Here is a 13,346-nt window from a genome sequence, read left to right on the forward strand (position 1 = left end):
TGGGAAAAAAGTGAAGTGTTGCGTTCGGTGTTTAAAAAGAAACCTTTACCAATTGCTTTTTACTGCCTCGTTTGGCATAAAAGAGCATTTCCTCGTCTCTATTATCCTTCAATGGTTGGGATACCATTAGGGGCAAACGGGCTTCTTTATCGTCGATTATTTTTTCAAAATCCATTTTCCCTTCGCCGTTTAATCGAATCAAGAAAACATTTCTATTTCGGCTCAGGCCCTGTTTAAAAATAAGTCGCTCACCTCCTAAAAGTTGGGGGTTTTCACTTGCCGTGCTTATGAAAAAATAGGTGTCGCTCCCTTTTACAAAAGAGCTATATGACGCATAGGCCCCGTCGTTTTGGGTAACTTCGGATTTATTGATGTTCCTTGCCCAGACCAAATTACCGGCAACGTCTAGCTTAACGCTTACGATATCGTTATGATGAAAACGCTCTACACGCAACCTGCCACCGCTTGAATTGGATTGCACGCTGGAGGTCACAAAATATTCCTCTGCATTAAAGAGAATATCGTTGTTGGGCGTTATGGCTACATTCTTAAAAACAAGGTTGTTGATATCGTCACCGCCACCACGACCAAACTTATCATCCATAAACTGCTTGGAAAACGGATTATACTTTTTTGAATTGATGGCCAAGTTGTTTGGACTAACGTTAAAATACGTAATGCCATTATAGCGATTATCCTTCCTATCCGAATAAAAACCAACACAGAACAGTTTGTCACCGTATACCAAAGGGGTCAGTGCCTCGGGATATTTACCTGGGTCGGTAAACGATTGTGTTTTTATTCCCGTACCTGATAATTGTACCAGTTCATATTGAAATTTTCGTTCCTGAACCGAGAACCTTTTTTTCTTAAAGTAGGCTTTCCCCGTTAAATACACCTTGTTCAAAGATGGGCTAACGGCCATATTTTCAAAAGCGTAATTTTTTTCCTCTACCGCGGCGGAGAAATCATGTTCCATCAATTTATCCAATTGGGCATTAAAGACATAGATGTAGTGTTGGTTGGTTTTTTTCTTTTTGAAATGTGTGGTAATCGCAAAGGCGGATTTTACGTCATCGAACAGAACCGAAGTAGTAAACCCAGAAGAAAAATTGCGGTTATAATAGTTTTTGTCCAGTGCATTATCCACAGGGTCAGAGGCAATACTCAACAAGGTTTCCTTGGTAAAACCAAAACTGGCCAAAGAGGTTCTGTGTGCCGTATACTCATATGCCCCTTTAGTGTAGTTGTAATTGAGGAACAAGAGATATAATTGACCGTTCTTAACGTAACCATCTATAAATTCAAGTCCTTTGAGCTTGTAGTTATATTCGTTGACCAGCTCCAGATTTTTATTGTAATGCTCGATCAAATATCCTTTTGGCTTCAAAACAAGCCCTTGATAATAAGCACGTACCATAACAGAACCACCGTCGCCATCATCGGCAATAGCGACCAAGTTGGAATATTTGTGCCTATCGTTATACTTTTCTCCGAATGTATATGCAACAGGCATTTTTTGAGCATTGAGCAAGCTTCCTGAAACCAATAGGAAAAAGATGACCAGTTTGTTTTTCATGTTAACGGTTTTTAATCTGTAAAAGGCTATTCCCCGGGGAAATCGGCTTTTCTTTTTTCCAGGAATGCAGTAGTACCTTCCTTAAAATCGGCCGTTCCAAAACAGCGTCCAAATGCTGCTATTTCCGCTTCGTAACCATTATCGGTAGAACTAAAACCAGCATTTATCGCTTTTATTGCATGTTTTATGGCAACAGAGGAATTTTTCGATATTCTACCTGCGATTTTCTCGCAAGTGGGCAACAATTCCTCTTGGGCCACCACATGATTTACCAGACCGTAACGAAGTGCCGTGTCGGCATCTATCATAGCGCCCGTCATGATCATTTCCATAGCACGCCCCTTGCCTACCAACTGCGGCAAACGTTGTGTACCCCCATAACCGGGAATTACGCCCAGGGTAACCTCTGGTAGCCCCATTTTTGCATTATCCCCAGCTATCCTAAAGTGGCAGGCCATTGCCAACTCCAGTCCACCACCCAAGGCAAAGCCATTTACGGCAGCGATAACCGGAGTGGACAAGTTTTCTACAAAATTGAACAATAATTCTTGGCCCTTGGCCGCTAATTTGCCCCCTTCTTTTTCAGAAAAATCGGCAAATTCCGATATATCCGCTCCCGCCACAAAAGCCTTCTCACCGCTTCCGGTCAGGATTATTACCTTGATTTGCCTGTCGCTCTCCAAATCCTCAAAGGCATCGTGAAGCTCTTGTATGGTTTCTTTGTTCAAAGCGTTCAATTTATTAGGGCGATTAATGGTTACCGTAGCTATGGCCCGTTCTTCTTCTACTATGATGTTTTTATATGACATATTACATGAATTATATTTTATATTGATTTATGATAATTCTTGAGGGAACCTTACCGTAAAAACAGTTCCTTTTTGGGGTTGTGACGTGAACGTAATACTACCTTTGTACGTCTCCACTATATTTTTTACCATGCCCAAACCAAGGCCCATGCCACTGGTTTTGGTCGTGAATTTTGGCTCGAATATTTTGTCCTTGAACTCATCGGCTATTCCCACACCATTGTCGGCGACCGATATTTTTACATGGTTCCCTTCTTTGGAGACCGAAACCAAAATTCGGGGCGATTTTACATCGGGAAGGGCTTGAATGGCATTTTTGACCAAGTTGGTCACTACACGAATAAGCTGGGTACGATCTAGTTTGACAATGATTTCATCTTCGTCCGATATAAAATGAATATAATCTTCATTAAAGATATCCAAAGCCAACTTTACGATTTTGACCACATTTAGGGTTTCATTCTGCTGGGCGGGCATTTCGGCAAAACTGGAAAAAGCCGATGCTATACTGCTCATGGTATCGATCTGCTGAATGAGTGTTCGGGAATATTCCTTTACCTTTTCATTGATTTCGGGGTCATCGGGATTAAACTTACGTTCAAAGCTTTGTACGCTCAAGCGCATAGGCGTTAAAGGGTTTTTTATCTCATGGGCCACTTGTTTGGCCATTTCGCGCCAGGCCTGTTCACGCTCGCTTCTCGCCAGTTTAACCGCACTGAGTTCAAGCTCATCTATCATTGCGTTATAGGAATCTATCAACTTTTCAATTTCCTCACTTGGATCTTCGATAAATATTTTTTCGTTGCGTTTGGTCAAATCGGTTTGGTTCAACATATCGGAAACCGTTTGCAATGAACGTGTAATATATCTTGATATGAAATATGCCAAGCCTATGGCAATCAAAAGCATCAAGAAATATACTCCGCCCAAGCGCATTAAAATCTCTTTGAGCTCCATATCCAAAAAGGAGTTGTCCTCGAAATAGGGGAGATTTAATATACCTATCGGTTTAAATTTTTCGTTTGTCAGGTATGTATACAATGCCCTGTAATTGTCACCGGCAATCGAATTTTCCTCTACATAGCGTTTATCGGGACTTACGGAGAGATTGTTCAATACTTCGGCATCCAGACAAATGGTAGTTGAATCGGTCTCGAATCTTGGCCGGGAGCTTTTGATCAATTGGCCTTGTAGGTCATAAATATTGAACGGAACGTTCTGTATGTCGGCTATTTTGTAGATTTCATCCCTGTAACTAAAAATAAGACCTAGGTTTTCGGTAGTGACTGGGTATGTCGTGCCCTTCAAAGTATACTCTATACTGCGCTTTATTTGCTCTTCTTTACGCTCCAAACGGTCTTGATGATAGTCCGTTGTTTGTTCTTGGTACTGATAAACCAAAACCACGGCTATCAAAATAGATGAAATGACCACCAAAAAAATCATGTAGACAAAAATCCGGGACCTAAGGGATAGTTTTTCAAACAAGGTTATGGTCTTTAAGCGATAAACAAGAATTAACGTAAACGGGATTTGTGCCTAAGTCAGCATTTTTGTCAATAGAACACTTAGGAGTTTCCCCGAAGCCAATTTACTTTCAAAGGTAGCAAATATCGAACCACTTTTAAGTAAGACACTAGGCTTTCAAGATACTTTGAACAGTGATGGGCAATACGTACGACTTTGCCCAAATACCCATAATCAATTCTTCTGCTTGAAGCAAAACATCAAGCCTCCGGATTCTTACTTCGTATGCTTTTGTAGAATTTTATGCCCAACATTAAAAGAACACCTAAAACCAGTATACCCACAACGCCAAAAACCCAGTTTATAGCACTTTTTAAAATGACCAAGAACACCACCGCAAATAAAATGATGGTAGAGCCCTCGTTCCAGATGCGCATGTAGTTGGCAGTGTATTTTACCTCATCCCGTTGCAGTTGCTTAAAAATAATATGATTTCTCAAATGATACAGTATCAAAAGAACCACGAAACCTAATTTTACATGCATCCAAGGCATTTTTAAAAACACGGGGTTAAGAATGAGCAACCAAATGGCAAAAAAAGTTGCCAATACTGCGGACGGCCATGTTATGATATACCACAATCTTTTGGCCATCAACTGTAATTGCTTGGTCAGAATCTCCCTATCGGGCGATGGTTTTTTTGATGCCTCAATATGATAAATGAACAGTCTCGGTATGTAAAACAGACCCGCAAACCATGTAATCACAAAAATTAAGTGCAACGATTTTATGTAATAGTAATATTCTTCCATACGGTTTAAGGTGACCGTTGTTGGTTTAGGGTAAATTTACGCATTTGAGTAACCAACAACCAACAACGGTCACTTGAACTTACTCTTCTACACTTAAATATTCTAGTTTCAACGTATTGAACTCGTTATTGAATTCCTCGATTTCCTTTGAAATCAATTTATCAAACGTCTTTAATTGCGCATTGATTTTTCCCGTGAGTTCGTTTTTTACAGCTACATCTTGATTCGTTGGCGGAAAGTCGTCCAGCGCGACCAGGCTGTTCAAATGGCCCAATTTATTGGTCAACCGTATCGGGAAATTCAAAGGGTCTTGGTTGCTCCGGTTTTTGGTCTGGTACAATGCTTTTTCGACCTTACCAAACCTCTCTTTCATAGCTTTGGCCTTCTCTACCAGGGCTTTTGTCTGTTCATTATCTTTATACTGTGCGGTAAAAGCATCCAACTTGGCATTTATGTTTCTGATTTTTTTAATGGATTGATGCGCTTTGTCCACCGTTGCATTTACATCGGTTACAAAGTCATATTGTTTCTGCATATCGGCCACAGATACTTCGGCCCTAGGGTCAGGGATTATTTTAAACTCTTGTTTTTGTTCGTTTCCATTTACGTTCAGCGCCACTTGATATGTTCCAGGTACTGCTTTGGCGCCATTGAGGTTGGCCCACCATAAAATCATACCATCCAATTTTTCGGCCCCTTTGCCACGGGTATCCCACACGTGGGTATTGCCCCCTTTTTTTAATGTGGATTTGTCCAATATGCGTTTCTTGTCCTTGCTATGGTTACTAAAATTAGCCAAGGTATCACCCTTCATGGTCAAATAAGTTAATTGTACGGCATCTTTCTCTTTGTTATAATTCTTCAAGTAAAAGTGGGTCACCACACCATTGGGATGGTTTTGCCCTTCGGTTTTGGATGGTGTTTTTCTGGCACTTCCTTTTGTTCTGTACGAATCTTTGGGTTTGAACAATTTCATGGCGACATTACTGTTTTCCAGTTGATGCAAAACCGTTAAATCATCAATAATCCAAACGCTACGACCCTGTGTGGCCACAACCAAATTATTGTCCTTGACCGCCAAATCGGTTATTGGGACAATGGGCAGGTTTAATTGAAAGGAACTCCAATTGGCACCGTCATCAAAGGAAATATACATCCCCGTTTCTGTACCTGCGTATAATAAGCCTTTACGTTTTGGGTCTTCACGTACTACTCTAGTAAAGTGTTCATTATTTATACCATTCGTTATTTTTTTCCAAGTTTTACCATAATCGGTTGTTTTATATAGATAAGGTCGAAAATCGCCCAACTTATACCGGGTTGCCGCAACATAACACGTGCCTTCGTCAAAAGCGGAGGGCTCAATACTGTTTATCATGTTCCATTCAGGCATTCCGTTTGGTGTTACGTTCTCCCAGGTTTGCCCACCATCTTTGGTCACATGAATTAGACCATCGTCACTCCCTACCCAAAGCAGTCCCTCTTTTAACGGACTCTCATTAGCGGCAAAAATGGTACAGTAATACTCAACCCCGGTATTATCCTGCGTAATGGGGCCACCGCTTGAAACCAATTTTGTGGGGTCGTTTCTTGTTAGGTCATCGCTCAACAATTCCCAACTTTGTCCTTCGTTCGTTGACCTATGCACATGATTGGAAAATGTGTATAGCTTTTTTGGGTCGTGCTTGCTAAAAATAATGGGGAAATTCCATTGAAACCGGTACTTCATTCCTTCGGCACCGTAGCCCATAGGATTGTCTGGCCAAACATTAATACCACGCACCGTATTGGTTTTATGGTTTACACGGGTCAAAAATCCACCATAACTGCCCCCGTATACAATATCATTATCGGTCGGATCAACAGCAATATGGGCACTTTCCCCACCAGCGGTTTCTTCCCAATCCTCTTCCGAAATTCCCGCACCATCACTACGATGGTTGACTCTAATCGTAGAGTTATCCTGTTGTGCGACGTAAATTCGGTAAGGAAAAGCATTGTCGGTGGTCACCCGATAAAACTGTGCCGTAGGTTGATTGTAATACGTGCTCCAAGTCTCGCCGCCATCATAAGTGATCTGTGCACCACCGTCGTCCCCGATAATCATTCGCTGGCTATTTTCGGGAGATATCCATAAATCATGATGGTCTCCATGGGGTGCGTTAAAGGTGTTGAAGGTTTTACCACCATCGGTAGATTTGTGGTAGCGAACGTTCAGTACGTATACCACATCCTCGTCTTCTGTATCGGCATATGCACGGGTGTAGTACCAGGCCCGTTGACGTAATTTACGCTCTTCATTGATACGCATCCATTTTTTCCCTCCGTCATCTGAGCGGTACAAACCGCCTTTCTCCTTGTTCTCGACAATGGCCCAAACCCTATCCGAGTTCTTTGGCGATACGGTAACCCCTATAATTCCCAAAGTATCTTTTGGGAAACCTTCGTTCTTGGAAATTTCTGACCATGTTTCTCCACTATCCGTACTTTTCCAAAGTGCGGAACCGGCACCACCGCTACTCAAGCTGTATGGCGTTCTTTGGGCTCGCCACGACGAAGCGTATAAAATTCTGGGATTGTTCGGGTCTAAGGTCAAATCAACAAAACCCGATTGGTCGTTGACAAATAACTTTTTGTCCCAAGTTTTACCGCCATCGGTACTTTTATATATACCACGTTCTTGGGTAGGCTTGTAAATATTCCCCAAAACAGCTGCATAAATCACATTATGGTCAGTGGGGTGTATGCGTATTCTAGGAACGTGCCTACTATTTTTTAATCCAGCGAAAGCCCATGTTTTACCGGCATCTTCGGTCTTCCAGATGCCATAACCGCTGGACACATTGCCACGTAATGTTTTTTCGCCACCACCTACATAGATGACATTGGGGTCACTTTTAGCCACCTCAACGGCACCAATACTGCCCCCGAAGTAACCATCGGAAATATTTTCCCAAGTACGACCACCATCCGTGGTTTTCCAAACACCGCCTCCGGCGGCCCCAAAATAAAAAAGATTGGGTTCTCCCGGCACACCTGTTACTGCCGCAGAACGCCCTCCACGATAGGGGCCTATTGAACGGTACTCCAAGCTAGAATATAGTTCGGATGGGTATTGCGATGTAACAGTGGTCTTGTTTTTTCGCCTGCCCTGGCCGTATCCAAAAGGTTGCGAAAGTAAAAATGCCAGCATACTTAAACATGCGGTAGCGAGTAATTTTTTCATTGTTTTGTATTCTGAATTAGTCAAGATTAAAAGTAAGGAAAAAGGAGGTAACTGAAAACCGTTTGAATGATTTCCCTCACCCAAAATACCGTTTCCCTCATTGCAGGTTTTCAGAACTTGGCCCATGATTTAATTTAGCACTTGATAAAACACATATTATGAGCTATATAATCACCATTCCCAAGCCCTGTCACGAAAACTGGAATGAAATGACACCCACCCAAAAAGGGGCGTTTTGTAAAAGCTGTGCCAAAGAAGTGATGGACTTTACCCATACGGGGCCCTACGCCCTCGCCAAAAAAATTCAACAGGGCGAAAACATCTGTGGGCGTTTTAAGCCCGAACAGTTAAACACGCCGTTACCATCAATTACCCAAAACCAATGGAAGCGCAACGCCATTGCCCTTGGGTTTACTTCTTTATTGGCGGTTAGCTCACCTTTGGCAGCCCAAGAGCAACCCACCATACCCACACCCGTACATCAACCCGAAAGGCCGATTGTTATGGGCAGGATTGCCGTTCAACCTCAAATATCGGATGTTGTGACCATTACCGGTAAAGTGTTGGAAAGGGATACACCGCTTCCGGGCGCTTCGGTCGTTTTAAAAGACTCCAAAATAGGCGTAAAAACCGATATGGACGGAAACTTTTCAATCATTATGCCCACCAGTGGGCTGAATAAAAAATCAGTTTTACTAATATCTTATCTTGGCTTTGAACAAAAAGAAGTCAATGTAAATTCAAAAACCAAGTATATTGAAATAACCCTTGAGGAACAGTATGAAATTTTGGGTGAAATAGCTATCATAGAATATAAAAATCCCAATATCATCACAAAAGCCAAGAATTTGTTCCAAAAGAAAAATAGAAAAGAGTAACGCTCACATCCCCTGGGGCAATTTGTACTATTGATTTACACTTTGATTATTAAGCAAAACGGGGCTGTGTATGATGTAAATTTTGACAAGAAGAGCGTTCAACAACGTAGTTTTATATTTACTTGTAAGCTAAATATTACTTTATACGAAAGTAAATTAGGTGCACAAAAATCATTATAACCGCCCATAATACTTGGTTTTAAATAGATTTGATAGATAATACTTGTTTCACAACCTAAATAACCGTGTTTACAACATAGTTTTTTTCTTAAGGTTTCACTTCGGTAATTTTAACGTAACCATTAAGCCAAATACCGAAATGATCGCTACAAAGCGTTTGACTTTTCTGATTATTTTAATCATAATTAGCTACTGTGCCGAAGCAACCGCACAAAAATCTGCGCCGGTGGCTGTGGCCGACACCTACAATACCGCAATAAACTACACGTTGAACGTTAACGCTGTAAATGGACTTTTAGCAAACGATACCGATAGTAACGGGACTGCAGGTCTTACCGTGGGCACAACTCCCGTAAGTGGACCAAGTTCGGGCAGCTTGACCCTAAATACAGATGGTAGTTTTATATATATCCCGAATTCTGGATTCGTGGGAACCGACACCTTTGAATACAGGGTTTGTGACGATGGCACACCTAACCCCATAGTGTCTCAATTTGACTTTGATACGGCAACACTAACCAACGCTACGGTAGGGCCCAATGCCACATCGATAAACGCCAATGCCGTACAAACGGCCTGTGGTATTCGTATTGGCACTGGTGCTGGGGGTAGTACCGGGCTAGATTTTGTAGTTCCCAATACAGGCGGCATTTTTGATTTTACGAGCTTTAGATTAAATATTGAATACCGGGATCAAGAAAGCACGGCAGACATCATTACGGGAGGAAATATACGATTGTACCATATTAGTGGGAATTCTTTGGGTATACGCATCAACGTTATTGATGGGATAACGGGCGTATCAACAGCATATACACAAACACTGGGAAATTTTTTAAGTGGCAATGTACCTTATTCGGTAGAATACGATGAAGTGTCCGGAAACATTATCTATGATGCCAACGGTACAGTAACCACATTTAGCGTGGCACCCCCAAATTCTCCTTTGGATACGGCTCTTTCGAGCAATCTTACGTTAGGTAGGTTTATGGATAACAGTGGCTCTGCAAACCCGTCACTTTGTTTGGTAGCCATTACAGATACCAGCAAATTGTGCGACACCGGCACGGTAGACCTTGATATATTGGCCACGATTATTACCAATAGAAGAATTACCTATCGTGTTAGGCCTAATTAGCCCTAATATCTTCCAAAACCCAAGCTATTTCAGCGTCTTTTCCTGAAAACCTATCTTCAGCATTTGGCGTAATAACGATATCGGGTTTAATGCCATAACCATCTGGCTCTTGCCATTTTTGAGGCGTTTGTATCTGCATGAGCCCAAAACGTACTCTCACTTTGGTATTTGGCAGTGTAATCAACTTATAGAATCCTGCAACCGTGCCGTTACAGGCTCCGCCGGTTTCCTCGCCCACAAAAACGGCCCTATTGCTGGCCTTGAGATTTGTGGATAATATGGATGATGCCGAAAAAGAATTCCCATTGATCAACACATATATTTTCCCCTTGAAATTTAGGGGAGATGGTTTTGTTTTTTTAGCATACGAATAGTTGAATCTAAGCTTTCCATCTTTTTTACTTGATTTCAATATGTTATGGGTAAAAAGTATCGGTACTGATAGACTTTGTGCCAAAACAGAGACAATATCGGGGTTACCGCTATAATAATTCTTTAGATATGGCAAACGGGTTTTGGTATAGGCCGCTTCTACAAACTGAAACTCATCATCTACCAGATATTTATAGAATTCACGTATTTCGGCAAGTCTGCCCCCTGTATTGTCACGTAAGTCCAAAACCAGATATTTAGCATTAGCGGAATCTAGTTTTGTAAAGCTTTCCTCATAAAATTCTTTGTATTTGCCGGTAGTCCAACTACGTATTTTAAAGTATCCCACTTCTGCGGCAGCATCCAAAAATTTGAAATTACGGTTGAACCGATCGCGGGATTTTACATAGCCGTATTTTTTATTTTTTTTCTTTGTTTGCTTCAATTCCAATCGCTTTGCCTGCTTTTCGGCCCGGGTCAATTTTATTTTCTCAGGCTTTAGGCTATCGGACTTTGCCGTGACATCAGTATCTGTCTTAGTTTTATCATAACGTTTAAACCATTTGGTATATATAGAGTCCTTATTTTGCAGTTTTAGCGAAACACTATCCAAAGGTCCACTGTGTTTTGCATATAATCTTCCAAAGCGTAAGGCGATATAGTTATTTTCAAAAGTTGTATTGTATCCGTCGGAAGAAAAGGTTTTCCTATATGCATCAATAATTGTACTTATCGGTTTTTTATCTACCTCCAGTACTCTGCTCCCAATCAAAACCGAATCTTTTTTGCCCGTTCTTGATATATAGATGTCCTTGTCAATATATTCAAAATCCAATTCATAAAAATCCAACTTTAAGTTTTTTCTGGCTTTGCGTTCCTTTTTTGTAAATCTTTTTTTGGGAAAACTGGTGGAAATGTGACCTTGCCTAATTTCCGATACGACCGGGGAAAGGACTTTATAGAACTCTTCTCCGTTCATAGGCTCTTTAAGTGATGCTTTTAAACTATCGAATTTTCTATCGAGTTCACTTTCAGAGACATATTGATAAAGGTTTGGATGCAGTTGCTTGAACTTTTTATAGGTATACGCAACATCTTCCCGCAATTCCTCAGGGGTGTGAGCGGCTGCAACTTGAGTATTGTGTTTTTTGACTCCGATACACGAGACACTTGACATTACAAGAAAAACCGATAGCAACTTAAATAGTTTGGACATGCTGAAAATTATTTTTTTAAATATAAATCTATACTGGAATATAGACGCCCTCAACTACAAATTAGTTGCTTGACCTATACTTTTGGGTATATGTAAATAATATGGCAAACAACGAACAAGGTAGAAATTATGCCAGCATTTTCCTTAGCTCCCTTCTTAAGTAATATGCCGTAACCAAAGTAGCCAGTACGTCTGCGATGGCAAAGGAGGTCCATACAAGGTAGAAATTATGCCAGCATTTTCCTTAGCTCCCTTCTTAAGTAATATGCCGTAACCAAAGTAGCCAGTACGTCTGCGATGGCAAAGGAGGTCCATACCCCGATTTCCCCATAAAAATAGGGCAAAACAAATACCAAGGGAATAAAAAAGAAGCCTTGTCTTGAAAGCGTCAGCAACATAGCGGGTACAGCCTTGCCGATAGCTTGAAAATAAGCTCCACCCATAAGAGGTATCGCTATAACTGGTGTTGCGGCGAAAACCCATCGCATAGCGGTAGATATATGCTCTAGCACGTACTGATTGATGGCAACTTCGTTGGCCCCTAAATTTTCTTTTGTGCTTAAGAACAAAGAGGCGACTTCTGTGGGAAAAAGAAAAAGCCCTAGGTAGACCATTGTTCCCAAAATCGAGGCATACAAAATAGCCTTGTAAATGCTTTCTTTTACACGAGCATATTTTTCTGCACCGTAATTATAGCCAGCAATGGGCAAAAACCCTTGGGCTATACCATAAACAGGGAAAAGTGCGAACATCAATATGCGACCTATAATCGCATATACGGCAACTAGTGCCTCACCTCCCAAATCGAATAAAATATTGTTCAAAATCAACACTACGAGACTTATCATCGCCTGTCTTGCCAAAGTAACCGATCCCAAAGATGTTATTTCTTTTAATAAAGGCAACCGCAACCTTAAATGAGTACGATCAATATGCAGCTCTGAACGGCCCGTCCTAAAAATATAAATCAGATATACAAACGATATCATGTATGAAACGGTGGTGGCCCACGCTGCACCCTCCATACCCCAATCAAAGACATAAATAAAAAAATAGTCCATGGTAAGGTTAGCCACCGATGGTATGATCATGGCGATCATAGCATATTTGGGTTTGCCCTCGGATCTGATTACAATGTTCCCCATCATGGTCAAGGCCAAAAAGGGCACCCCATAAAAGACTACGGTATAAAATTCCTTGGCAAAATCAAAAATTTCCCCTTTTCCCCCAAAAGCGGGAATAAGGGTATCGGCGAACGATAGTCCCAACAAAACCATTATCGTGGTCACTAAAACGGTAAGTGTAATCTGGTTCCCAAAAGTCTGTTTGGCCTTTTGTACTTTTTCGGCACCCAAAGCCCTTGAAATGATACTTGCCCCACCTACACCAATAGCCATACCCAAAGCTGCGACGAAAAATGTAACGGGAAGTACCACACTGATTGCTGCAATGGCCAGGGGGCCTATCCAATTTCCAACAAAAACAGAATCTACAAGTACGTTAAGGGACATGACCAAAACCCCAATAGAAGCTGGTATAGATTGCTTTATCAGTAGTTTGCCAATGGGCAATGTACCTAGTTCTTCTGAGCTTATTTTTGCCATAAATCCGAGCTGTGCAAAGTAATCGTTCTTTTAGGGAGAAAATACATTGCCCAGTTTCTCCGGTT

At 41.3% G+C, this 13,346-nt stretch carries 9 protein-coding genes; 2 read left to right on the top strand and 7 right to left on the bottom strand.

Features of this window, described 5'->3' with window-relative positions; translation table 11 throughout:
- Positions 1–31: 31 nt before the first annotated feature.
- From HYG79_RS07310 to HYG79_RS07330, 5 genes are all read right to left on the bottom strand, one after another.
- Positions 32–1,579: a hypothetical protein gene (locus HYG79_RS07310; protein WP_179241454.1), complete on the bottom strand. Its 1,548-nt coding sequence runs from the start codon at positions 1,577–1,579 to the stop codon at positions 32–34.
- Positions 1,580–1,605: 26 nt separating this feature from the next.
- Positions 1,606–2,388, bottom strand: a complete 783-nt coding sequence (locus HYG79_RS07315; protein WP_179241455.1) for an enoyl-CoA hydratase/isomerase family protein — start codon at positions 2,386–2,388, stop codon at positions 1,606–1,608.
- A 27-nt stretch (positions 2,389–2,415) separates the two neighbouring features.
- Entirely contained in the window at positions 2,416–3,834 is a 1,419-nt protein-coding gene (locus HYG79_RS07320; protein WP_179243505.1) for a sensor histidine kinase, read from the bottom strand.
- A gap of 281 nt (positions 3,835–4,115) precedes the next feature.
- On the bottom strand, positions 4,116–4,667 hold the full coding sequence (locus HYG79_RS07325; protein ID WP_179241456.1) for a CopD family protein: 552 nt from the start codon (positions 4,665–4,667) through the stop codon (positions 4,116–4,118).
- Positions 4,668–4,746: 79 nt separating this feature from the next.
- Positions 4,747–7,893 (bottom strand): VPS10 domain-containing protein, encoded by a 3,147-nt coding sequence (locus HYG79_RS07330; protein ID WP_179241457.1) that lies wholly within the window; start codon positions 7,891–7,893, stop codon positions 4,747–4,749.
- Positions 7,894–8,051: 158 nt separating this feature from the next.
- On the opposite strand from HYG79_RS07330, the gene HYG79_RS07335 reads away from it, so the two are divergent.
- Positions 8,052–8,771, top strand: coding sequence for a carboxypeptidase-like regulatory domain-containing protein (locus HYG79_RS07335; RefSeq protein WP_179241458.1), 720 nt, complete (start codon positions 8,052–8,054; stop codon positions 8,769–8,771).
- Positions 8,772–9,090: 319 nt separating this feature from the next.
- On the top strand, positions 9,091–10,089 hold the full coding sequence (locus HYG79_RS07340) for an Ig-like domain-containing protein (RefSeq protein WP_179241459.1): 999 nt from the start codon (positions 9,091–9,093) through the stop codon (positions 10,087–10,089).
- On the opposite strand, the gene HYG79_RS07345 is transcribed toward HYG79_RS07340, so the two are convergent.
- Both HYG79_RS07345 and HYG79_RS07350 read right to left on the bottom strand, forming a co-directional pair.
- On the bottom strand, positions 10,082–11,677 hold the full coding sequence (locus HYG79_RS07345) for a S41 family peptidase (protein WP_179241460.1): 1,596 nt from the start codon (positions 11,675–11,677) through the stop codon (positions 10,082–10,084). The two genes, HYG79_RS07340 and HYG79_RS07345, sit on opposite strands and share 8 nt — an antisense overlap.
- 227 nt (positions 11,678–11,904) lie before the next feature.
- The gene (locus HYG79_RS07350; RefSeq protein ID WP_179241461.1) at positions 11,905–13,281 is read right to left on the bottom strand and encodes an MATE family efflux transporter; all 1,377 of its coding nucleotides are present in this window, start codon (positions 13,279–13,281) and stop codon (positions 11,905–11,907) included.
- Positions 13,282–13,346 lie beyond the last annotated feature (65 nt).

Source organism: Costertonia aggregata (assembly GCF_013402795.1).
GTDB classification, from domain to species: Bacteria; Bacteroidota; Bacteroidia; order Flavobacteriales; family Flavobacteriaceae; genus Costertonia; species Costertonia aggregata.